Below are 22,443 nucleotides of genomic sequence, written 5' to 3'. Positions count from 1 at the left end.
ACTGCACCGGGGACGGTGTGGGAGAGTAGGTCACCGCCGGACAATCTTTTACGAAAAGGGCTCCCACCATGTGGTGGGGGCCCTTTCGTGCTTTCACGGCCCCCCTTTTTCAGCGGCGCTCCCGGGTGGCCCAGCGGTGTCCCGGCGGCGCTCTGGCGGTGTTCCGGACTTCCAGGCGTTGAAGGCCGGGGCTCCCGAGCCTCCGCGTTCCGGGCCGGCAGGCGCGTAGGGGCAGCTGAAGCATGATCGTCGTAGTGATGCTCATGATCCGAAAGTGATGCTCGACCTACGCTGAGGTGTGCGAGGCGGGGGCGGCGTTTCCCTCCTTGTCCCTTCTTCTCCTCGCCGGGATGATCGGCTCTCCTTGACGACGACGGCCCCACAGGCGACGGCTCACAGTCGACTACTTTTGTCGATTTTCGACAAAAGTTCCAGCATAATCGCCCGAAGCCATCGCTGAATACGTTCTGTGATCACTCGTGTCGGGGTGGGGGTGGGAGTGGCTGGCGAGACGCAGGTCGAGTCGAGTGAGAGCCCTGGAGGAGGGGCGTCTCTGGGGTGTCTCGTGGGGCTGTTTGCCCATATTGTTACAAACCGAGTTTATTGCGACGTTCCACGAGGGGCCACCCCACCTGATCAGGGAAGATTCCCCGACCTGGGGTGTGCCTGGGTGTGTCAGGTGAGGCTGCACTCCGGAGGGACTTTGGTCGTCCGCCGTAGAAAGTTCAAGTGATCATGGCAAAAGTTCTTCCAAAAGGTGCAGAAGACGCGTAACTTCCACGCCAAGTTCTCTGCACACCACCGAGAGGACGAAGTGAGTCGGTCGACGGCGTCCGCAGGCGGATCTCCTCGAAGAGGTGACCCGCCGGTAGGGCCGAGGCCTGCGGCGGAAGGGAGTCGGCGGTCATCCGGCTGAGGCATCGGGGACCGCGGGGCTCCATCCACCCACACGGAGGTAGGAAATCATGAGTGCACACGAAGAAGAGACCGACGAGATGGCGGGCGCGCTGCGCCGTAGGCTCGGGCTGAACCGCCGCCAGTTCCTCGCCGCCACGACGGGGGTCACCGCGGTGGCCGCCATGTCGGCGGTGGGTCCGCTCGCGTCGGCCGCGTACGCGTCCCCCGGCGGCGACCAGGAGCGCGGGAAGGGCCACGGCCACGGCCACCAGGACGCCCTGGTGCCGGAGGCGAAGCGGGGCATCATCCTCTACACGGTTCGTGACGTCGTCTCCCGCGACCCGGCGATGAACCTGCCGGCGGGCTTCCGGCGCGTGTTCGAGGAGCTCTCCCGGATCGGCTACAAGCAGGTGGAGTTCGCCGGCTACCGCCAGCACGCGAACGCGGAGGGCGGAGCCGACCTGGAGACCGTCGAGGGTGCCCGGCTGCTGCGCCGGTGGCTCGACGACAACGGGCTCAAGGCCCAGGGCAACCACGGCTTCATTCCCAGCTCCTGGCCGCTCACCCAGGCCGATCTCGACCGCTTCAAGAGGACGCTGGAGATCGCCAACATCCTCGGCATGGAGCACGTGGGCACCGGCAGCGACCCGACCAACAGCGCCTACAAGGCGGACTGGGACCTCGCCGCCCAGAAGTGGAACGGTCTCGGCGCGCTCGCCTCGGCCGCCGGTCTCAAGCTGTACACGCACAACCACGACGCGGCCTACAGCTTCCTTCTCGACGAGGGCCCTCTCGACGAGCTGGGCCGGCCCACCCGCTCGTCGGGTATCCGGAAGCTGGAGTACTTCCTGGAGATCACCAACCGCAGGGACGTCTACCTCGAGCTGGACATCTACTGGGCGCACGTGGCGCAGCACAAGCACCGCGAGTACGTCGCGCGCAACGGCGTCACCCGGACCGACATCTTCGACCCTCTGAAGCTCGTACGGCAGAACGACAAGCGGTTCCCGCTCTTCCACGCCAAGGACGGGAAGTCCAACACCACCGCCAACGGCTACGACATGGTGCCGTTCGGAACCGGTGACATCGACTACAAGGCCTTCTTCTCCAAGCTGGACATCGAGAAGCGCCACAACCCGATGTACGAGCAGGACAACGCGCCCGGAGGGACCGCCGAGCCGGGCCGCTCGCTCCAGTACGCCGACCTGAGCTACAAGAACCTCTCCGCCCTGCGCCGTCACTGAGAGCTCGGCGCACACCTTAACCACACCTCAGAGCACACACCTCGAAGAAGAATCCGAGGAAGAACCCGAGGAAGGATCCAGAGGATCCGAAGGGTTCGGCGGACCGCCACGTGATCGAAGCCGTTGCCGCGGCACGCGTGGCGGTCCGCCATGTCCTGATACCCCCCTGAAGAAGAGGCTCAGGAAGTTGAAGCTTACCCGCGCCACGCTCGGCGGAGCACTGGCCGCCCTGCTGTTTCCCCTGGCGGTGCCCAGCGCCGCCCCCGCACAGGCCCAGCTCCAGGACGCGGCCACGAACTGGTCGAACTACGAGAAGATCACGCTGACCAAGAACGTCGGCGAGCCGATCGACATGGCGGTCCTGCCGGACAGAAGAGTCCTGCACACCGCCCGCAACGGTGACATCCGCCTGACCGACGGCGCCACCGGTATCACCAAGATCATTAACACGATCCCCGTCTACGCGAACTCCGAGGACGGCCTCCAGACGATCGCGATCGACCCCGGGTTCGCCGAGAACAAGTGGGTCTACGTCTACTACGCGCCGAAGACGATGACGGCGCCGTACCCGGAGACGACCCCCACCGGTTCCGCGCCCAACTCGCTGCCCGCGGGCGCGGACGAGTCGTACTGGAACCAGTGGAAGGGCTACAACCAGCTGTCACGGTTCAAGTGGACCGGTGACGCGCTGGACCTGTCCACCGAGCAGGTGATCATCAAGGTCGAGGTGCAGCGCGGGCAGTGCTGCCACGTCGCGGGCGACATGGACTGGGACGCCGAGGGCAACCTCTACCTCGCCACCGGCGACAACACCCCCGCGGGCACGCCCGGCGCCAACGGCATGGCGCCCAACAACGACGCCCCGGGGATGAACCCCGGCCTCGACGCGCGGCGTGGCGCGGGCAACAGCAACGACCTGCGCGGCAAGATCCTGCGGATCACCGTGAAGGAGGACGGCTCCTACACCGTCCCGGCGGGCAACCTCTTCCCGCAGGGAACGGCCAAGACGCGTCCCGAGATCTTCGTGACGGGGGTGCGGAACCCCTTCCGCATGGACGTCGACGACGTGACCGGTACGGTCTCCTGGGGCGACTACGGTCCCGACGCCGGGGCGCCCGACCCCGCCCGGGGACCCATGGGCTACGTCGAGTGGGACGTCACCCCCATCGACAAGCCGATGAACGGCGGCTGGCCCTACTGCACGGGGAACCACTTCAACTACAACGACTGGAACTTCGCGACCGCGACACCGCGTGAGTGGTTCGACTGCGCGGCGGGAGCGGTGAACACCTCCCGCTGGAACACCGGCGTGGACAAGCTGCCGCCCGCGACCCCGGCCACCCTCTACTACGGTGACAACAACACCCACCAGCCCGCGGAGTGGGCCGGGCTCACCGACTTCGAGCCCGCGGGCGGCCAGGGACCGATGGGCGGTCCCGTCTACCACTACGACGCGGCGAACCCCTCGACGACGAAGTTCCCCGATTACTGGGACAAGAAGTTCTTCTTCGCCGAGTTCTCGCAGGACTATCTCGCGGCGTTCACCGTGACGGCGCCTGGCGGGCCGGTGACCAAACTCGAACACTTCCTGCCCAACAGCGCTCTGACGGCGGCGGCGATGCCGATCACCGACAGCCCGATGGACATCGAGTTCGGCCCCGACGGGTCGCTGTACGTGCTCGACTACGGTGACGGCTTCTTCCGCGCCAACCCCGACGCGGGCCTATACCGCATCGACTACGCCGAGGGGAACAAGACCCCGCAGGCGAAGATCGTCGCCAAGCCGTCGTCGGGCAGCACCGCACCCCTCACCGTCGACTTCAGCGCGGCCTCGTCGACCGACGCCGAGCCGGGCCCGCTGACCTACGATTGGGACTTCGACGGCGACGGGACCTTTGACGCCACCGGTGTGACGGCCTCGCACACCTACCCCACGCTCGGGCAGTACGTCGCCAGGCTCCGCGTGACCGACGCGCAGGGCAAGTTCGGGCTCACCTCCACCGAGATCACCGTGGGCAACACCGCGCCCGAGGTGACCATCCAGGCACCGGGCAACGGCTCCTTCTTCAATTGGGGCGACGCGGTGCCGTTCCAGATCAAGGTCTCCGACAAGGAGGACGGCGACAACCCGGTGTGCAGCCGGGTGCAGTGGACCTTCGGTCTCGGCCACGACACGCACGCGCACCCGGAGACCCTCGGTTCCGGATGCTCGGGCGCATGGCCGACACCGGCCGACGCCCCCGAGCACGGTGAGACCGAGAACATCTTCGGCGTCGTCGTCGTGAGCTACCGGGACAACGGCGCCGGTGACATCCCGGGGGCGCTCGGCGACGCCACGCTCATCCTCAACCCCAAGGAACTGCAGGCCGAGCACGCCGACGCGAGCAGCGGCGTCACCAAGGTGGAGGACGCGAGCGCGTCCGGCCTGGCGAAGATCACGTCGTTCGACGCCGGGGACTGGATCTCGTACGACCCGGTGAACTTCGCCGGCGTCACCGGGGTGAAGACCCGCGCCTCCGGTGCGGGAACGCTCTCCCTGCGATGGGGCTCGGAGACGGCGGAGCCGTTCGCCACCGTCACCGTGCCCGCCGGATCGGGCTGGCAGAGCGTGGAGGCCGCGCTCACCGGTGCCCCGACCGGCAGCGGCGAGCTCTACGTCACCTCGACCGGCGGCGTGGAGGTCGACGGGTTCACCTTCCAGGGCGACGGTGTCGCCGACAAGACGCCCCCGACCGTGTCGGCCACGCTCGCCCCGGCCCAGCCGGGCGGGGAGAACGGCTGGTACACCGGGAACGTCACGCTGACGGTCACCGCGACCGACAACGGCACGGTGGCGAGCAGGCAGTACTCGCTCAACGGCGGCACGACATGGTTGAACGCCAACAACCCGGTCACCCTGAGCGCGGAGGGTGCCCTCGAGGTGCGCTACCGGGCGACCGACAACGCGGGCAACGTCTCGCAGATCGGCACTGTCACGGCGCGGATCGACAAGACCGCCCCGGTCCTGTCGGTGAGCGGGGTGGAGCCGGGTAAGTACGGCGATTCCGCGTTCATCACGCCCGTCTTCTCGGCGTCCGACGCGGCCTCGGGAGTGGCGAGCGTGACGGCGGCCATCGGTGACCTGCAGGTGGTCTCCGGTAAGGCGATCGCCCTGTCGAAGCTGGCGCTCGGCGAGCACACGCTGACCGTCACCGCGAAGGACAAGGCGGGGCACGTCACGAAGCAGACCGTCGCGTTCGAGGTCACGACCTCCTTCGCCGACGTGCGCAAACTCCTCGACCGCTTCAAGGCGGAGGGCTCGGCGCGGGGCGGCGTCCTCGATGTCCAGCTCGACCAGGCGAGGAAGCACGCGGAGGCCGGGAGGAAGAACGCCGCGATCGCCTCGCTGGAGGTCTTCGTGAAGCTCGCCCAGCGTGAGCTCTGGGTGCCCGACACGAAGGCGCGTGACGTGCTCGTACGGGACGGGCAGGCGCTGATCGCGCAGTTGCGCGCCCCGGCCGGCGGCTGACGCGGGGCGCGGGGGGAGGGCCCGACCGGCTCTCCCCCCGCGTTCGGCGTGGAGGTGTCAGGGGGCGCTGAGGTCCAGGTCCTTGATCCTGGGGTCGCCCTCGTCGGCGAAGTAGTGGTCGGGCTTGGTGGAGTCGTCGCCTTCGGCCATCCTGGCGGAACGCGCGATGACGGTGCCGAGCGCGGCGACGGCGAGGTTGACCGCGAGGGCGAGGATGCCCGCGTAGATCGTCATCTTGGTGTCCAGGCCCAGCTTCTCCAGCGGGAACGCCGACCCCGCGAAGTGCAGCTTGCCGGTGGCCGGGTTGCCGATGTTGTAGAGCAGGAGCATCCCGGCCCCCATGCCGGCGACCCACCCGGCGATCAGGCCGCTCCGGTGGAACCAGCGGGTGTAAAGGCCGAGCGCCACCGACGGGAGCGTCTGCAGGATGATGACACCGCCGATGAGCTGCAGGTCGATGGAGAAGCCGGTGTCGAGGAACAGGATGCACAGCACCGCGCCGACCTTGACGAGCAACGAGGTGATCTTGGAGACGCGGGCTTCGTCGGCGTCGCTCGCGTCTCGCTTCAGATACTCCTTGTAGATGTTGCGGGTGAACAGGTTCGCCGCGGCGATGGACATGATGGCCGCGGGGACCAGCGCGCCGATGCCGATCGCGGCGTAGGCGACGCCGGTGAACCAGTCGGGGAACATCCTGTCGAACAGCTGGGGCACGATCGTGTTGTTGTCGGTGCCGATGGGCTTGATCCCAGCCGCGATGGCCATGAAACCCAGCAGGGCGATCAGGCCGAGCAGCAGGCTGTAGGCGGGGAGCGCCGACATGTTCCGCTTGATCACGTCGCGGTTCCTGGAGGCGAGGATGCCGGTGACGCTGTGCGGATAGAGGAACAGCGCGAGCGCCGAGCCCAGGGCGAGCGTGACGTACTGCAGCTGGTTGTTCGCGTTGAGCAGGATCCCGTCGCCGGGCGCGGCGCTGGCTTCGAACTTGGCCTGGGCGGCGTCGAAGATGCCCGACCAGCCACCTTCGATCTGGGCGGGGATCGCGAAGATCGCGACCAGGATCACGACATAGATCAGCGTGTCCTTGACGAACGCGATCAGCGCGGGCGCGCGTAGGCCCGACTGGTAGGTGTACGCGGCCAGGATCGCGAACGCGATGATGATCGGCAGGTGACCGGTCACCCCCATCGACTTCAGCACGGCCTCGATGCCGACGAGTTGGAGCGCGATGTAGGGCATCGTCGCGACGATGCCGGTGATCGCGACCAGCAGCGCGAGCGTGGGGGAGCCGAACCTGGCCCGGACGAAGTCGGCCGGGGTGACGAAGCCGTGCACGTGCGAGACCGACCAGAGGCGGATCAGCACCAGGAACACGATCGGGTAGACCACGATGGTGTACGGCACCGCGAAGAAGCCCATCGCGCCCGCCCCCCAGAGCAGGGCGGGTACGGCCACGAAGGTGTAGGCGGTGTAGAGGTCGCCGCCGACCAGGAACCAGGTGACCCACGCACCGAAGTTGCGGCCGCCGAGTCCCCACTCGTCGAGGCTGGCCAGGTTCTCCGGGCGGCGCCAGCGCGCGGCCACGAACCCCATGCCGCTGACCACCAGGAACAGCACGGAGAAGACGATGATCTCTGTGAGGTGGGCTTCCATCGGGTCACCGCCGCCGCTTCGTCATCTGGTACACGATCGAGGTGCACGTGACACCGATCGCGATGAAGGCGAGCTGGAGCCAGTAGAACAGCGGGAAACCGAAAAGCCGGGGTTCATCGGAATTGTAGAGAAGTGGGAGTAAAGGTAGGATGATCGGCACGATAAGCAGCCAGTTCCATGGGCTGCGATCGCTCCGGTCCCCGTTTGGAGTGGTCAACGCGGTCTCCTTGGGCTGGAGAGGGGATCACCCGGGCAGGGATGTCCCCTTCGGCTGACCGGCAGCGTAATTACGCGGCCGTTCCATTCGGGGCATCGAGCGCCGAGTGGCACATGTGGCGCGATGAACGGCGGCCCGGCCCCGCCGTCGAGGTGTAAGACCAGGTCACGGGCATCCGTGCGTCTCGCGACTCTTCACTTCGCCGCCGGTATTCCACCGATCGCCGACCTCTCGGCGTGGCTTCCTTGACAAGGTGGAGTGTATTTCGTAAATGCGCGCAGGCAGGACGGGCTGCCTCCCGTGTGGCGCGAATGGACCCTTCCCTTGTCCTGGAGGGGCGGGAGGCTGGAGACCACGGTCGTCTGGAGACTGGAACCCGAAGGGCGCGGCACCCGGCTGTTTCCTGGAGCACGCGGGGTTCGACCCCGACGATCCCATCCAGCGGCGCACGCGCGCCATCCTCGACGGGGGGTGGCGCTCGCATGTCCTCCGAGCACTGGAGGAGGTGCCGGCGACCGGCTGATCTTGGTCGGGCGTCACGTTCCTTCGCTTCCCCCGGCCGCTTCGCCCATGGCTCCTTCGCTTCGGTCATCGCGTTCTTCGGCAGGCGTGGCGCGAAAACATGACAGAGGATGTCCTGTTTTCGCGCCACGCTCATCTCATGACAAGAACGCTGGAAGGGAAGGTCGCCCTGGTCGCGGGGGCGACGAGGGGGACCGGGCGGGGCATCGCGGTGGAGCTGGGCGCGGCCGGTGCCACGGTCTACTGCACCGGGAGGAGCACACGAGAGCGGCGCTCGGAGATGGGCCGCCCGGAGACCATCGAGGAGACGGCCGAGCTGGTGACCCGCGCCGGTGGGCGGGGCATCGCGGTCCGGGTGGATCACCTGGAGCCGGAGCAGGTGCGCCTCCTGGTGGAACAGATCAGGAACGAGCAAGGCAAACTCGACATTCTCGTCAACGACGTCTGGGGCTCCGACTCGCTCACCGAGTGGCACGTCCCCGTCTGGAAACACTCTCTCGACGACGGTTTGCGCATCCTCCGGCTGGCGGTGGACACCCACCTCACCACCAGCCACCACGCCCTGCCCCTGCTGATCGAGAATCCCGGGGGCATGGTGATCGAGGTGACCGACGGCACCCTGGAGTACAACCTTTCCAACTACCGGCTCTCGGCCTTCTACGACCTGGCCAAGATCTCGGTGAACCGCCTGGCGTTCATCCAGGCCCACGAGCTGCGCCCGCACGGCTGCGCCGCGATCTCGCTCACCCCCGGCTGGCTCAGGTCGGAGAACATGCTGGAGCTCTTCGGTGTCACCGAGGAGAACTGGCGGGACGCCACCGCCAAACAGCCGCATTTCGTGATCTCCGAGACACCCGCCTACGCCGGTCGCGCGGTCGTCGCCCTCGCCGCCGACGAGGACCGGATGCGCTGGTCGGGGCAGTCGGTGTCCAGCGGGCAACTCGCCCAGGTGTACGGCTTCACCGACGTCGACGGCAGCAGGCCGGACGCCTGGCGCTACATCGAGGAGGTCGAGAGCAAGGGAAAACCCGCCGACGCCACCGGCTACCGCTGACCGGCGCCGCGACCGTCGGTTCGGCTCGCCCTGAGGGATCAGCGGTCCCAAGAGTGGGTTCGTCGTAAGAGGTCAGCGGTTCGAAGGTCGGGCTCGTGGCGAGGGGGCAGTGCTCCCAGGGTTGGAATCGTCGTGAGAGGTCAACGGTCCGGCGCGCCGGTGTCATCGGAGGAGCGGGAGGCGGAGTACAGGTCGTGCAGGCGGGTCGCGGCCTCGGCGAGGCGAGCCCGGAGGCCCGGTGGATCGACGACCTCGGCCTCCGGGCCGAAGCCGAGGATCTGGACGTAGGCGACCTCCGGCGACTCGACGGGCAGGCGGAACGTGACCCACCCCTGCCCGTCGGGCTCACCGGCGGAGACCAGGGCGGCGTCGAGGGCGGCGGGATCGGCGACGGAGGGGAGCGCGCGGCGGCCGGCGGGACTGAGTCGTACGGTGACATGCGTGGTGAGCAGGGACCCGGCGAACCGCGCCACCCGCTCTGTCCAGAAGGCGGCGAGGTCGAAGGCGCCGTCCCGCTCGAAGCGCAGGTCCGAGTGGATCTGGACCTCGTCGAAGCGGTCGACCCGGTAGATGGCGAACCGGGTCGCCAGATACCAGACTCCCGCCTTCAACACGAGCCCGTACGGCTCCAGGCGCCGGGCGGCGCCGGCCTGCCGGGTGCCTTCGGCCTGCTCGGCTTCCCCGACCTGTCCGTCGCGCTCGGTCCGCCCGTGGCCTCCGGACTGCTCGGTCTCCCCGCTCAGCCTGTCACGCTCGCTCTGCCCGGTGTCTTCGGGCCGTCCGATCCGCCCGGTCTTCATGGTCTCGCCTGATGGCCCTGTCTGTTCGCCAGGGCGGTGGCGCGCGGCACGCCGGTAGAGGGCGGTGACCGGGTGATCGCCCCACACCGCCCTGGCCAGGGGCGCCAGCGCCTCCGGCGGAGGCCGCTCGCTCGCGAACCAGCCGGGGGCGTCCAGATGGAAGCGCTGGGCCGCGGTCGCGGGGGCGTCGCGGAGGCCGGGAGAGAGCGCGGCCGCGGCTTTCAGCCGCGCCGTGGCCGCCACCTCGCTCAGCCCCATCTCCCGCAGCGCCTGGGGAACTCCCGACAGGAACAGTGCCTCCGCCTCGGCCCGGTCAAGGCCGGTGAGACGGGTGCGGTATCCGTCAAGCAGCCGGTAGCCGCCACCTCGCCCGCGGTCGGCGTACACCGGCACGCCGGCCTCCGAAAGGGCCAGCACATCACGGTGGACGGTCCGCTCGGAGACCTCCAGTTCCCGGGAGAGCTCCGCCGCGGTCATCCCGCTCCGGCCCTGGAGCAACAGGACCAACGACATCAACCTGGCCGCACGCACCCTCCGACCCTAGCTCCGGTGACGGTGACGGTGACGGTGACGACGGCCGGAAGGGGAGCGGGTGACGGGTGGAGCCGGACCCGGCGACGACCCGGCGGACAATCCGGCTCGGTGCCGAGCCGCGAGCCTTTTCCGTAGGTTTCATAGGGTTTTTTGCCCCTCCGGAGCGCCGAGGGCCCGCCACCGTGTCACGTTGCATGATCGCGGTTGCCGCCGGTACTCTGGCCACATGCGACACCCGATTACCCTTCAGTGGTGGCGCCGCTTCTAGGCGGCGCAGGTTTCGCATTCGCGAGCAGACAAACGGCCGCCCGGGGAGGTGGCCTTTTCTGTGTCCGCCCCCTCAGGGCATCAGGGAAACAAGAGGGGCGATACCGCAGTGGAGACGAGCCGATATACCACCGCCGGCGGCATAGGGGTCGAGGTCACCGCGTCCGACGTGCCCGAGACGGTGCTTGAGGACGTCGTCACGACGCTCGGCGAGCGCCGTGGCGGAGTGCTCTCTTCCGGGATGGAGTATCCGGGCCGCTACAGCCGATGGCACCTCGCCTATGTCGACCCCTGCCTGGAGATCGTGGCCAGGGGGCGCAGGATCTCCGCCCGCGCGCTGAACGCCCGGGGCAGGGTGGTCCTGCCCGCCATCGTGTCCTGCCTGCTGGCGGCCGGCAAGCCCGTCGAGGAGCCGACGGCCGATCTCGTCGAGGTCTACGTGGCCGAATCGGAGGACATCCTCCCCGAGGAGATGCGCAGCCGCCGCCCCACCGTTTTCACCGCGATCCGCGAGGTCATCGCCGTTTTCAAGGGAGAGAACGAGCACCTGGGCCTGTACGGCTCCTTCGGCTACGACCTGGCCTTCCAGTTCGAGCCGATCAGGCAGGTCCTGACCCGGGCCGCCGACCAGCGTGACCTCGTGCTCCACCTGCCCGACCGGGTGATGGTGATCGACCGCAAGAGGGAGACGAGCAAGGAGTTCCGCTACGAGTTCACCGTGGACGGTGTCTCCACCCACGGGCTCGAGCGCGAGGGGGAGGTCGTGCCGCTGCCTCCGCTCCCGTCCGAGCTTCCCGCCGACCCGGAGAAGGGCTCCTACGCCAAGGTCGTGGCCGCGGCCAAGGAGAAGTTCGTCCGCGGTGACCTGTTCGAGGTCGTCCCCGGCCAGGTCTTCCACGCCCCCTGCACCGACCCCGCCGCCTTCTACCGGGGACTGCGCACGGTGAATCCGGCGCCGTACGAGTTCCTGTTCAACCTCGGCGAGGGCGAGCACCTGGTCGGTGCCTCCCCGGAGATGTACGTCCGGGTCAGCGGCGACCGCGTCGAGACCTGCCCCATCTCCGGCACCATCGCCCGAGGCGGCAACCCCATCGAGGACGCCGACGCGATCCGGACCCTCCTGTCCAGCGTGAAGGAGGAGTCGGAGCTGACCATGTGCACCGACGTGGACCGCAACGACAAGTCCCGCATCTGCGTGCCGGGGACGGTCCAGGTGATCGGCCGGCGTCAGATCGAGATGTACTCCCGGCTCATCCACACCGTCGACCACATCGAGGGCCGGCTGCGTCCCGAGTTCGACGCCCTGGACGCCTTCCTCACCCACATGTGGGCCGTCACCGTCACAGGAGCCCCCAAGAACTGGGCGATGCAGTTCATCGAGGACCACGAGGAGACCACGCGACGCTGGTACGGCGGGGCGGTCGGCTACATCGGCTTCGACGGCTCGATGAACACCGGCCTGACCCTGCGCACCGCGCAGATCCGCGGTGGCGTGGCCACCGTGCGGGCCGGGGCCACACTGCTGTTCGACTCCGACCCCGAGGCCGAGGAGCGGGAGACCGAACTCAAGGCCAGCGCCCTGCTGGGCGCCCTGGCGGCGGTCGGCGCGGCCCCGCAGGAGCGGGCCGAGGCGAAGGTGGCCGCGGAGCTGCCGGGAAGCGGCATGAAGGTACTGCTCGTCGACTACGAGGACTCCTTCGTCAACACCCTCGCCGACTACTTCCGTCAGCAGGGCGCCGAGGTCGTCACGCTCAGGCACGGCTTCCCCGTCACGATGATCGAAGAGCTGGACCCCTCTCTGGTGGTGCTGTCGCCCGGCCCCGGCTGGCCCTCCGACTTCGGCCTGCCCGCCCTGGTCGGCGCCCTCTACGAGCGCGATCTGCCGGTGTTCGGCGTCTGCCTCGGCCTGCAGGGCATGGTGGAGCACGCGGGCGGCACCCTCGAACTGCTGTCCTACCCCGAGCACGGCAAGCGCGGCCAGGTACGGAGGGTGGGCGCGAGCGCCCTGCTTGACGGGCTCCCCGAGGAGTTCACCGCCGCCCGCTACCACTCGGTCCACGCCAAGCAGTCGGGCGTCGCCGGGTTCACCGCCACCGCGTTCACTCCGGACGGCGCGGTGATGGCGATCGAGGACGTGGAGCGACGCCGCTTCGCGGTGCAGTTCCACCCCGAGTCGATCCTCACCGCGGGGGGAGGCGCGGGAGCGAAGGTCATCGCCAACGTTCTTCGGCTCTGCCGCAAGAGCGGGTAAAGAACCCGTGCTTCGCGCCCGGTGATCACGCCGGGTGACCCTAGAGTTCCCCTCGTCGTGGAGATCGCGGGCGTACCGGGACCGGTCTCGGCCGGTACGCCTGTGGCGGGGAGGAGCGGGCATGAGGTCGGACGGTATGCTGCCCGTCGAGTTGCCCGACGCCGTGCGGGAGGCGCTGCTGGCGCCGCTGGTCGACCACAACTGCCACGGCGTGCGCCGCGACGACCTGACCCGGGCCCGGTTCGAGACGTTGCTCACCGAAGCGGGAACCCCGGCGCCGCCGGGCACCACCCACTTCGACACCCCCGCGGGCGCTGCGGTCCGCCGCTGGTGCGCCCCCGTCCTCGGTCTCGCCCCGCACGTGCCGCCCGCCGTCTACCTGGCCCGCCGGATGGAACTCGGCGCCGATGAGGTGAACCGGCGGCTGCTGGGCGCCGCGGGAATCGCCACCTTCCTGTTCGACGGCTCCGACAGCTTCTACGGCTCCGACAGCTTCGACGGTTCCGGCGACTCGGGCGGTCCGAAGGGCCCCGGTGGTCCGGATCGTCAGGACCGCTTCGGCGCGTCAGGAGTGCTGCCACCGGCCGAGATGGGCCATGCGGGCGGCGCGAACACCGCGCGGGTCGTCCCCATCGAACGGGCTGAGGAGGAGGTCGCGGGGACCGCCGTCTCGGGGGTCTCCTACATCTCCGCCCTCGCCCAGAACCTCGCGGGGCGGGCCGCCCGCGCGGTCGCCCTGAAGTCGGTCACGGCCCACCGGTCAGGCAGGCGTCTCGATCCGGCCAGGCCGAGCCGGGGAGCGGTGATCGCCGCGGCCACCCGGCGGCTGGCCTGCCCGGGGGAGAGGCTCACCGACCAGGTGCTGCTGCGCCACCTGCTCTGGACGGCCGTCGACGTGGCCAGGGAGTACGGGCGGCCACTGCAGTTTCACACCGGTCTCGCTCGCCACGGCGGCGGTGCGCGCCGCGACCCTCACCCGGGACGCGGTGGCCGGATCACCCCCGGCGGTCACGAGGCCCACGGTGGTTTCGGCGTCTCCGGCGGTCACGCCGGTGCCGGACTCGTCCCCGGCCCGCACGACGCGGGTCCGGCGCCGGTGGCAGGCTTCATCGTGGCCGTGCAGCCGGTGGGCGTCCCCGTCGTCCTGCTGCACTGCCACCCGTTCCACCGCCAGGCGGCCGGGCTGGCGGGTGTCCTCCCGCACGTCTACGTCGACGTGGGGGCGGCCCTGACCCGCAGTGCCACGGGCTCGGCGGCGGTCATGGCGGAACTGCTGGAACTCGTGCCGTTCCACAAGCAGCTGTTCGGTTCCGGTGGCCACGGCGTGGCGGAGACCTGCCACCTCGGCGCTCTGCACTACCGGCGCGGCCTGGCAGGGGCGCTCGCCGCGAGACTGGCCGACGGCGAGTGGAGCGTCGCCGACGCGGCCAGGGTGGCCCAGATGATCGGCTCCGGCAACGCGCGCCGGATATACCGGTTGTGACGGGTGCCCGGCCCGGGGGCGGATGGGCCCCTGGAATAATGGGGCGACTGTTGATGCGACGAGGGGGAGCCAGTTGACGGGCGATGGGGCAGAGGCACGCTTTCTTGACGACGTGACCGTGGAGTTGGTCAAGCACAGCGCCTCCGACACCGACGTGCTCTGGGCCGCGCGGGTGTCGACCGCCGGGGAGCAGTCCCTGGAGGAGATCGGCAAGGACCCCGAGCGTTCGAAGGGGTTGATCAACTTTCTGATGCGCGACCGGCACGGCAGCCCGTTCGAGCACAACTCGATGACCTTCCTCGTCAGCGCTCCGATCTTCGTCTTCCGTGAATTTCACCGCCACAGGGCGGGATGGTCGTTCAACGAGGAGAGCGGGCGATATCGCGAGCTTCGTCCGGTCTTCTACGTTCCGGGCCAAGATCGAAAGCTGGTGCAGAAGGGCAAGCCGGGACAGTACGTCTTCGCCGACGGTGACGCCGGGCAGCACAAGCTCGTCACCGAGGTGATGGAGTCGTCGTACCGGCGCTCCTACGCCGCGTACCAGGAGATGCTGGAGGCCGGGATCGCGAGGGAGGTGGCCAGGGCGGTGCTGCCCGTCGGTCTCTTCTCGTCGATGTACGCCACCTGCAACGCGCGCTCGCTCATGCACTTCCTCTCCCTGCGGACCAAGAACGAGCAGGCCAGGGTGCCCTCGTTCCCGCAGCGCGAGATCGAGATGGTGGCGGAGAAGATGGAGGCGGCCTGGGCGGAGCTGATGCCCCTCACGCACGCGGCCTTCGTGGCCGCGGGCAGGGTCGCTCCCTAGCCCGCCTCAGCCCGTCGTCTCCGGCGAGCGGGAGAGGACGGGCAGGACGAAGATCTCGGCACCGGGAGGCAGCGCGCAGTCGAGGCCGCCATGGTGCCGGGCGTTCTCCCCGCAGACGAACATGCTGATATGGCGACGGATGCCCCCGTAGTCGTCGCGAAGTCGCTGCTCCAAGAACGGATGCGTGCGGCGGAGCATGTCGAGGGCGGAGCCCAGCGTGGGGTGCCCGTCGTCGCGGTCGGCGATCGCGAAGACGCGAATCTCGGTGGTCTCGCCCGCCCAGTGACGCAGTGTGGCGGGAAGTATGAAGGTCACGAGGGTGACGGGTCTGGCCATCGGCTCAGAGCGCCATGACGTGCGAGGCGGGCACGGCCGGGGGCCGAGGGGGGAGCTCGCCCCGGTCCGCGGAGAGCCGCCGCCGGTGGAGGGGACCGGGGGCGGGCGGATGGGCGGTCCCGGCCGGAGGGCCGGACGGGTGACGACGGTGGCGGCCGGGGCCGGCCGGGGGGCCGGACGGGTGACGATGGTGGCGGACGGGTCCGTGCGGGTGGCGGTCGAGAGGGGGGCACGGGCTGGGAGGGGGGCCGTCGTGCATGACCATCTCCTTTCGGATCGGGCCTCATGCTGCCATGTCACGCCGCGTCCTGCCGTGCTCTATGAGATTTGCGTGATCAATTTGGGGTGTTAGTCGCGAATGTCGCTCAAGGATTCCCCTCCACGGTGTCCCGGTGGATATGGGCCAGGGGCATTCCGTCCCGCTGGAGCCTGCGGACGGTCTCGTTGACCATGGCGACCGGGCCGCAGACATAGGCCTCGTGGTCGGCCCACGAGTGGAACCGCTCCATCACCTCCGACAGACGGCCCCGCATGCCGGCGTACCCCCGCTCCTCGGAGACCACGGGCAACACCCGCAGCCACGGGAAGGCCGACTCCATCCGCAGCAGGTCGGTCAGGTCGTAGAGCTCGGCGGCCGTGCGGGCTCCGTACAGCAGGTGGATGTTGGGACGGCGCCCGGAGTCGATCAGGTGCTCCAGGATCGCCTTGATCGGGGCCAGACCGGTGCCGCCCGCCACACACAGGATGTCGCGCCCGGAGTCGGAGGGCACCATGGTGCCGATCGCAGGGCCCAGCGTCACGGTGTCGCCGATCCGGGTGTGCTTGACCAGCGTGGTGGAGACCCAGCCACCGGTGACCGCGCGGACGTGCAGACGGATGGTGTTGTCGTCCCGGGGCGCGTTCGCGATGGAGAACGCGCGCCAGACGCGCGGCCAGCGCGCGGTCTGCACGTTGACGTACTGGCCGGGCGCATAAGGCAGCTCCTGGCCGGGCCGCAGGGTGATCACCGCGATGTCCGGGGTGCGGAGCTCGTGGTCGATCACCTCGGCCGGCCACCAGGCGGGCGACACTCCCGCGTCCGACTGGGCTGATTCGATCATGAGATTGGCGGCGGCGGTGTACGCGGCCACCCAGGCCGCCTCGATCTCGGCGTTCCAGACCTCGGCGGCGAAGCGCCGGATCGTGGCGAGGAGCGCGTTGCCAACCGCGGTGTAGTGCTCGGGGATCACCCCGTACTTGCGGTGGTCGCGGCCGAGCTGGCCGAGGAACGACGCCATGCCGTCGGGGCTGTCCAGGCTCCAGACGGTCCTGGTCAGCGCGCTGAACAGCCGGTCGCGCTGGACGTCCATCGCCGGGGGGAACATCGCCCGCAGCTGCGGGTTCTCGGCGAACAGGCGCCCGTAGAAGTATGCCGCGGCCTTGTCCGCGACGGGTTCGACGACGGCGAAGCTTTCCTTGACGAGACGCGGATTCAAAGACATTTAAAGAACCCACCCTAATTGACCGGCTCAAAGTCCGATCACGCAGATCCACCTCCCTGACGGCTCCGGGTGACGAGTGACCTGGAGCCCCGGCTCGCCTGGCCACTCGAATTCGAGTCTTCCATCACCTAGTGGGCCTCACAACCGTTTCCCCGCAATATAGTGGGAAATCTAACTATCGGTAATTGGATAGTTATTTTGTGTGACCGACTAATCTGTGGAGAGATGGAGAAACGAATAATAATCACATTCGTTTTGAATGGGAAATCCACCATTCGTACGATTTCTAATCACGGTGGGGTTCCGGGGGGTGGGCGGCGGGAAGCCCTCCGGCGGTGAGGGGTGAGGGCTCCCGGCGAGACGACACTGATACCTCAGATGTGTGACATGACCGAAATAGAGTGCGCCATGATAGGGAAGCTGTTGGAGATGGGATCGGTGCTGTCCGAAACAGGTGGCGCCACCTCGCGCACGCCCCCCTGGAGAACGCATGCCCCAACCCTTGATCGGTATCACCACCTACCTTGAGGCCGCCCGCTGGGGCGACTGGGTCAGGGAGGCCGTCCTGTCGCCGCCCTCCTACGCGCGGGCCGTCGAGAAGGCGGGTGGCGCCCCGGTGCTGCTGCCCCCACTCAACCTCGGCGGGATCGACGACTACGTCCGCGGCCTGTCCGGTGTGATCCTCGCCGGAGGGGGCGAGCTCGACCCCTCCCTGTACGGGGCCGCCCGCGAGGAGCGCGTCAGGGACCCCCAGCCACACCGCGACCGCTTCGAGCTGGCGCTGGCCCGCGCCGCCGTCAAGGCCGACCTGCCGCTGCTCGCCTCGGGGCGGGGCATGCACGTCCTGAACGTCGCCCAGGGCGGCAACCTGATCCCCTGGCTCCCCGAGGTGGTCGACCACGACCGCCACGCGGCCTCCACGGCGCACCGCGTCCAGATCAACGTCTCCAGCAAGCTCGGCAAGACGCTGGGCGACACGGCCGAGGTGACCGCCTCCCATCACCAGGCCGTCAAGCGGCTGGGCGCCGGCCTGCTCGCCGTGGCGTGGGCCGACGACCAGATCGTCGAGGGCGTCGAGCTGCAGGGGCACAGGTTCGGCATCGGTGTGCAGTGGGACCTCGCGCGCGCCGGGGACAACAGGCTCGTCGAGGCCCTGGTCGAGGCCGCCGGATCCTGACACCGTCGCGCGGACGTGACGTCCCGCGTGATCGCCCCGGTGCGCCGGTCGCTCCCGACGCCCTCGCGCGGACGTCACCCGCGAAAACGGGCGATGCGATGCGCCGCTGACGCGCGCCGCCGCGCCCGGGTCCCGCCGTGCCGGGGACGGCGCGAGTAGGGTGCCGATCATGCCGTTGCACCCGCAGGCCGAGGCCTACCTGAAGCTCTTCCAGACAGAGCTCGGTGCCCCTCTCTCCACTCTCACCCCCGAAACGATCGCCGAGCTGCGGGCCCTCGACGCCTTCGCCGAGCAGCGCGGCCCGATCATTCCCCTCCCGACGGTGAGGGACGACGTCGCCGCGGGGGTGCCGGTCCGCGTCTACCGGCCCCGGGAGGGCGACCACCCTCTCCCCGTGCTCGTCTACTTCCACGGCGGCGGCTGGGTCTTCGGAAGCGTCGAGCACAACGACGCGCTCGGCCGCGACCTCGCGGTACGCAACGGGGCGGTCGTGGTCTCGGTCGACTACCGGCTCGCGCCTCACCATCCCTTTCCCGCGGCGGCCGACGACGCGTGGAGCGTCGTCCAGGACCTCTTCGCCCGTCCCGGCGCCTACGGGGCCGACCCCGAGCGCATCGCGGTCTGCGGCGACAGCGCCGGGGGCAACGTCGCGGCCGTCACCGCCTGGCGGGCCAGGGACGCCGGGCTCAGGCTCGCCCACCAACTGCTCGTCTACCCGGTGACCGACGTGGCCATGGACACCGAGAGCTACCGTACCTACGCCACCGGGTTCGGGCTCGGGGCCGATGAGATGGCCTGGTTCGTCACGCAGTACGGAGGCGATCCGGCCGACCCCCGGCTCGCCCCGGTCCGGCTGGCCGACAAGTCCGGCCTGGCTCCGGCGACGGTGATCGTCGCCGAGTGCGACCCGCTCTGCGACGAGGGCGAGGAGTACGCCGCCCAGCTCGCCGAGGCCGGAGTGCCGGTCGAGGTGAGGAGATACGAGGGGGCCATCCACGGTTTCTTCGGTCTGCCGGGCTTCTTCGACCAGGCGACCGAGGCGCGCGAGTACGCCGCGGCCCGTCTGGCGGAGGCCTTCCGGTGAGCGGCGCCGCCCCTGCCCCCGTACGGCAGGAGCGTCCGCGGCCCGGTCAGAAACTCCTGGGCAGCCCGAGCACCTGGGTGGCCAGATAGTTGAGCAGGAGCTCCTCGGTGACGGGGGCGACCCTGCCGATGCGGGCGTCGGCCAGCAGGCGGGCCACCGGATACTCCAGCGAGTAGGCCATGCCGCCGTGCGTCTGGAAGGCGTGGTCGGCGGCCTCCCACGCGGCTTGCGAGGCGGTCAGTTTGGCGATGTTGGCCTCGGTGCCGCAGGGCAGTTGCCTGTCGAACAGCCACGCGGCCTTGTAGAGCATCAGCCTGGCCAGCTCGATCTTGGCTTTGACCTGGGCCAGGGGGAAGGCGATGGCCTGGTTGGCGCCGATCGGGCGGCCGAAGACCTCGCGCTCCTTGGCGTACCGCACGGCCACCCCCAGCGCCACCTCGGCGCCGCCGAGCGCGGAGGCGGCCAGCAGGACGCGCTCGGGGTTGAGGATGTCCCACAGCACCAGCGCGCCCTGGTCGACCTCGCCGACGACGTTCCTCTCGGGGACCCGCAGATCGTCGATGAAGACCATGTTGGACGGGGTGGTGTTCGCGCCCATCTTCGGGATCGGCTGAAAGGACAGCTGCCCGGAGGCGACCGCCTCGGGGACGTTCACCAGCAGGACGGTCAGGCCGTTGGAGCGGGGGCTGGCCTCGGCGGCCGGAATGGTCCGGGTGACAAGGAGCATCCAGGTGGCCCGCTGCACGCCGGTGATCCAGATCTTCTGGCCCTGGACGACGAACTCCGCGCCGTCGCGGCGGGCGAAGGTGGAGATGCCCAGGGCGTTGGACCCGGCGTCGGGCTCGGTCAGGGCGAAACAGGTCTCCAGCTCGCCGGTGGCCAGCCTGGGTAGCAGCTCCTCACGCTGCCAACCGCTGCCGTGCCTGGCGAGGGTCATGGCGCCGAACCCGGGGGTGAGCACGTAGGTGAACGCCGAGCCGCCCGCCGAGCCGGAGGCCGACAGGGTCTCCGTGGCCACGGCCAGCTCCAGCAGGCCCTGCCCGCCGCCGCCGTACTCCTCGGGCACGGCCAGGCCGAGCCAGCCGCCCTTCGCCAGGTCCTGCCAGACCTCCTCCGGCCAGCGTTTCTCGCTCTCGCACCGCTGCCAGTAATCCAGGTCGTAGCGCGCGCAGATGTCGCCGATGCCGCGCTGCACGGCGAGGGCGCTCTCGGGGAGGGTGAAGTCCACGATGATCAACTCCATCGTTCTTGGCGAGGGAACCGCCACGGAAGTATGGGCCCGAGGCTCCGCAGGCTCAGGACTCCGAGGCGGGAAGGCGGGGCCTGCGCGCGTGGTAGACGAAGGCCGGCGGCACGTTCCCCCACACCGTCCGGCCCACGACGACCTCCTCGAAGGTGTCGGTGAGGCGCTTCCTGAAGCGCCTCGCGGGGGGAAGGCGCTTGGCGAAGCTGTACGCGAAGGTGGTGAAGGCGGTGTGCGGGCCCATGATCGCGGTGACCGCGTCCAGCAGGCGGCCCTGTGTGTCCGCGGAGAAGGCGGCCCACGGGAGCCCGCTCACGATCGCGTCGGCCTTGGACAGGCCGCGCTCCTGGAGCAGCTGAGGCAGCCGTGCCGCGTCGTCGACCACGACGTCCACCCCGGGGTTTCCCGCGGCGAGGAACTCGGCCAGCCTCGGGTTGATCTCGACGGCCATGTGGTGTCCCCGGCCGCCCAGCCGGCGCTGGATCTCCGCCGTGAACGCGCCGGTGCCGGGGCCGAGCTCGACGATCACCGGATCTCCCCGGTGGGGAACGGGCGAGGCCACCGCCTCGGCGAGCCGCCGCGAGCTCGGCGCCACCGCTCCGACGGTGCCCGGCGAGCGAAGCCACTGCCCCAGAAAGAGCGCGGTGTCATTGGTCATGGTCAGAAGGGTAGGGGAATCCGCCAGGCGGTGGATCCGTAGGTCATTCCCCAGGCTGACGACCCGGCCGTGCCTCCGCGGTCACGATGTGCTTCGAACCACTCACTTTTCACCTGAGGAAGGACACATCTCATGCAGGAGGTCATCGCCCAGCCCGATCCGACGCGGGGCCGTCAGGTATCCACGGGCCTGCTGTACGGCGTCCGCGTCCTCGTCGTCGCCCAGGCCGCCGGGCTCGTCGTCGCCGCCTCGTTCGCAGGCCAGGCCGTACAGGGCGGGGGAGAACTCGGCGAGACCCACGTCATGGCCGGGATGGTGGTGCACCTGATCGCCCTGCTGCAGATCGTCGCGGCCGTGCTGGTCTGGCGTCCGGGACGGGGGGCGGGCTGGCCCGCGCTGGCCAGTCTCGGCCTGTTCCTGATCGGCATGGGCCAGCACTTCAGCTCGGACGCGCTCGGCACCCACGTGCCCAGCGGTCTCGCCCTGTTCGGACTGACCGTGGCGGTGCTCATCTGGGCGTGGTCCCCCCGCGCCGCCGAGCGCCGGTCCTGAGACGTGCGCCCTCCCCGCATCCCCTCGGTGGCGCCGGACACAGTAGTGTCACCATCAGGTGCGGGGAGGGAGTTCAGCCGGTGGGTCCGGAAGAATCGGGGGCTGAAGATCGAATTTGGACGGTTCCCAACGCGCTGAGCCTGGCCAGGCTCCTGGGGGTGCCGGTTTTCCTCTGGCTCGTGCTGGGGCCGAAGGCGGACGGCTGGGCCGTCGCCCTGCTCATGCTGGCCGGGTTCTCCGACTGGCTCGACGGCAAGATCGCCCGTGCCTGGAACCAGACCAGCAGGCTCGGCCGCCTGCTCGACCCGCTGGCCGACCGGCTCTACATCCTGGCCACCCTGTTCGGCCTCGCCATGCGCGAGATCATCCCCTGGTGGCTGGCGCTCGCCATCCCGCTGCGCGACGTGATGCTGCTGGGCATCCCGCTCATCCTGCGCCGTCTCGGATACGGCCCGGCACTGCCCGTGCACTTCCTCGGCAAGGCCGCCACCGCGAACCTGCTCTACGCCTTCCCCCTGCTCTTCCTGGCCCATCACCCCTCCTGGTACGCCGAGGCGGCGGAGATCGTCGGCTGGTCCCTCGCCATCTGGGGCACAGGTCTGTACTGGTGGTCCGGAGTGCTGTATTGGGTACAGGTGCGTCAGCTGACCAGCGAGGCCAAACGCCTTAAGAGGTGA

General features: G+C 69.4%; 17 protein-coding genes. 10 read left to right on the top strand and 7 right to left on the bottom strand.

The features are described 5' to 3' along the window. Positions 1 to 965 precede the first annotated feature (965 nt). On the top strand, positions 966 to 2,141 hold the full coding sequence (locus ABZ664_RS27585) for a TIM barrel protein (protein ID WP_362515884.1): 1,176 nt from the start codon (positions 966 to 968) through the stop codon (positions 2,139 to 2,141). A 187-nt stretch (positions 2,142 to 2,328) separates the two neighbouring features. Further along, entirely contained in the window at positions 2,329 to 5,649 is a 3,321-nt protein-coding gene (locus ABZ664_RS27580; RefSeq protein WP_362515881.1) for a PQQ-dependent sugar dehydrogenase, read from the top strand. Between the two features lie 57 nt (positions 5,650 to 5,706). On the opposite strand, the gene mctP is transcribed toward ABZ664_RS27580, so the two are convergent. Both mctP and ABZ664_RS27570 read right to left on the bottom strand, forming a co-directional pair. Next, positions 5,707 to 7,302: a monocarboxylate uptake permease MctP gene (gene mctP, locus ABZ664_RS27575; protein ID WP_362515879.1), complete on the bottom strand. Its 1,596-nt coding sequence runs from the start codon at positions 7,300 to 7,302 to the stop codon at positions 5,707 to 5,709. A 4-nt stretch (positions 7,303 to 7,306) separates the two neighbouring features. Further along, a complete protein-coding gene (locus tag ABZ664_RS27570) occupies positions 7,307 to 7,519 on the bottom strand; it encodes a DUF3311 domain-containing protein (protein WP_362515877.1) in 213 nt (70 codons plus the stop codon). A gap of 661 nt (positions 7,520 to 8,180) precedes the next feature. On the opposite strand from ABZ664_RS27570, the gene ABZ664_RS27565 reads away from it, so the two are divergent. Then, on the top strand, positions 8,181 to 9,095 hold the full coding sequence (locus tag ABZ664_RS27565; RefSeq protein ID WP_362515873.1) for an SDR family oxidoreductase: 915 nt from the start codon (positions 8,181 to 8,183) through the stop codon (positions 9,093 to 9,095). 140 nt (positions 9,096 to 9,235) lie between these two features. Here ABZ664_RS27565 and ABZ664_RS27560 read toward each other — a convergent pair whose 3' ends face one another. Further along, a complete protein-coding gene (locus tag ABZ664_RS27560; protein WP_362515871.1) occupies positions 9,236 to 10,426 on the bottom strand; it encodes a WYL domain-containing protein in 1,191 nt (396 codons plus the stop codon). A gap of 379 nt (positions 10,427 to 10,805) precedes the next feature. On the opposite strand from ABZ664_RS27560, the gene ABZ664_RS27555 reads away from it, so the two are divergent. The 3 genes from ABZ664_RS27555 to thyX all read left to right on the top strand — a co-directional run bounded on the left by ABZ664_RS27555 (position 10,806) and on the right by thyX (position 15,235). Then, the gene (locus ABZ664_RS27555; RefSeq protein ID WP_362515869.1) at positions 10,806 to 12,947 is read left to right on the top strand and encodes an anthranilate synthase component I; all 2,142 of its coding nucleotides are present in this window, start codon (positions 10,806 to 10,808) and stop codon (positions 12,945 to 12,947) included. Positions 12,948 to 13,068: 121 nt separating this feature from the next. Further along, complete coding sequence (locus ABZ664_RS27550) at positions 13,069 to 14,430, top strand: amidohydrolase (protein ID WP_362515865.1); 1,362 nt, start codon at positions 13,069 to 13,071, stop codon at positions 14,428 to 14,430. A gap of 112 nt (positions 14,431 to 14,542) precedes the next feature. Beyond that, a complete protein-coding gene (gene thyX / locus ABZ664_RS27545) occupies positions 14,543 to 15,235 on the top strand; it encodes an FAD-dependent thymidylate synthase (protein ID WP_362515863.1) in 693 nt (230 codons plus the stop codon). A 6-nt stretch (positions 15,236 to 15,241) separates the two neighbouring features. Here thyX and ABZ664_RS27540 read toward each other — a convergent pair whose 3' ends face one another. Both ABZ664_RS27540 and ABZ664_RS27535 read right to left on the bottom strand, forming a co-directional pair. Next, complete coding sequence (locus ABZ664_RS27540) at positions 15,242 to 15,571, bottom strand: hypothetical protein (RefSeq protein ID WP_362515861.1); 330 nt, start codon at positions 15,569 to 15,571, stop codon at positions 15,242 to 15,244. A 365-nt stretch (positions 15,572 to 15,936) separates the two neighbouring features. After that, positions 15,937 to 17,052, bottom strand: a complete 1,116-nt coding sequence (locus tag ABZ664_RS27535; protein ID WP_362515857.1) for a globin domain-containing protein — start codon at positions 17,050 to 17,052, stop codon at positions 15,937 to 15,939. 490 nt (positions 17,053 to 17,542) lie between these two features. Between ABZ664_RS27535 and ABZ664_RS27530 the strand changes: the two genes are divergently transcribed. Together ABZ664_RS27530 and ABZ664_RS27525 are read left to right on the top strand one after the other, a co-directional pair. Beyond that, positions 17,543 to 18,229, top strand: a complete 687-nt coding sequence (locus ABZ664_RS27530) for a gamma-glutamyl-gamma-aminobutyrate hydrolase family protein (protein WP_362515855.1) — start codon at positions 17,543 to 17,545, stop codon at positions 18,227 to 18,229. A 169-nt stretch (positions 18,230 to 18,398) separates the two neighbouring features. After that, the gene (locus ABZ664_RS27525; RefSeq protein WP_362515853.1) at positions 18,399 to 19,313 is read left to right on the top strand and encodes an alpha/beta hydrolase; all 915 of its coding nucleotides are present in this window, start codon (positions 18,399 to 18,401) and stop codon (positions 19,311 to 19,313) included. Between the two features lie 46 nt (positions 19,314 to 19,359). Here ABZ664_RS27525 and ABZ664_RS27520 read toward each other — a convergent pair whose 3' ends face one another. Both ABZ664_RS27520 and ABZ664_RS27515 read right to left on the bottom strand, forming a co-directional pair. Beyond that, complete coding sequence (locus tag ABZ664_RS27520) at positions 19,360 to 20,556, bottom strand: acyl-CoA dehydrogenase family protein (RefSeq protein ID WP_362515850.1); 1,197 nt, start codon at positions 20,554 to 20,556, stop codon at positions 19,360 to 19,362. A gap of 52 nt (positions 20,557 to 20,608) precedes the next feature. Further along, positions 20,609 to 21,214, bottom strand: a complete 606-nt coding sequence (locus ABZ664_RS27515; protein ID WP_362515848.1) for an SAM-dependent methyltransferase — start codon at positions 21,212 to 21,214, stop codon at positions 20,609 to 20,611. A gap of 132 nt (positions 21,215 to 21,346) precedes the next feature. On the opposite strand from ABZ664_RS27515, the gene ABZ664_RS27510 reads away from it, so the two are divergent. Together ABZ664_RS27510 and ABZ664_RS27505 are read left to right on the top strand one after the other, a co-directional pair. Next, on the top strand, positions 21,347 to 21,766 hold the full coding sequence (locus ABZ664_RS27510) for a hypothetical protein (RefSeq protein WP_362515846.1): 420 nt from the start codon (positions 21,347 to 21,349) through the stop codon (positions 21,764 to 21,766). Positions 21,767 to 21,846: 80 nt separating this feature from the next. Then, complete coding sequence (locus ABZ664_RS27505) at positions 21,847 to 22,443, top strand: CDP-alcohol phosphatidyltransferase family protein (protein ID WP_362515844.1); 597 nt, start codon at positions 21,847 to 21,849, stop codon at positions 22,441 to 22,443.

It is taken from the genome of Streptosporangium sp. NPDC006930, assembly GCF_040635605.1.
Lineage (GTDB): Bacteria > Actinomycetota > Actinomycetes > Streptosporangiales > Streptosporangiaceae > Streptosporangium.
The sequence above is the reverse complement of the archived record's forward strand: the minus strand, read 5'-3'. Positions and strand labels throughout refer to the sequence as shown.

What these genes read in the sequence shown, in the direction of transcription:
- ABZ664_RS27585 (WP_362515884.1), top strand. Translation starts at nt 966, where the DNA reads ATGAGTGCACACGAAGAAGAGACCGACGAGATGGCGGGCGCGCTGCGC.
- mctP (WP_362515879.1), bottom strand. Translation starts at nt 7,302, where the DNA reads ATGGAAGCCCACCTCACAGAGATCATCGTCTTCTCCGTGCTGTTCCTG.
- ABZ664_RS27565 (WP_362515873.1), top strand. Translation starts at nt 8,181, where the DNA reads ATGACAAGAACGCTGGAAGGGAAGGTCGCCCTGGTCGCGGGGGCGACG.
- ABZ664_RS27550 (WP_362515865.1), top strand. Translation starts at nt 13,069, where the DNA reads ATGAGGTCGGACGGTATGCTGCCCGTCGAGTTGCCCGACGCCGTGCGG.
- ABZ664_RS27540 (WP_362515861.1), bottom strand. Translation starts at nt 15,571, where the DNA reads ATGGCCAGACCCGTCACCCTCGTGACCTTCATACTTCCCGCCACACTG.
- ABZ664_RS27535 (WP_362515857.1), bottom strand. Translation starts at nt 17,052, where the DNA reads ATGTCTTTGAATCCGCGTCTCGTCAAGGAAAGCTTCGCCGTCGTCGAA.
- ABZ664_RS27530 (WP_362515855.1), top strand. Translation starts at nt 17,543, where the DNA reads ATGCCCCAACCCTTGATCGGTATCACCACCTACCTTGAGGCCGCCCGC.
- ABZ664_RS27525 (WP_362515853.1), top strand. Translation starts at nt 18,399, where the DNA reads ATGCCGTTGCACCCGCAGGCCGAGGCCTACCTGAAGCTCTTCCAGACA.
- ABZ664_RS27520 (WP_362515850.1), bottom strand. Translation starts at nt 20,556, where the DNA reads ATGGAGTTGATCATCGTGGACTTCACCCTCCCCGAGAGCGCCCTCGCC.
- ABZ664_RS27515 (WP_362515848.1), bottom strand. Translation starts at nt 21,214, where the DNA reads ATGACCAATGACACCGCGCTCTTTCTGGGGCAGTGGCTTCGCTCGCCG.
- ABZ664_RS27510 (WP_362515846.1), top strand. Translation starts at nt 21,347, where the DNA reads ATGCAGGAGGTCATCGCCCAGCCCGATCCGACGCGGGGCCGTCAGGTA.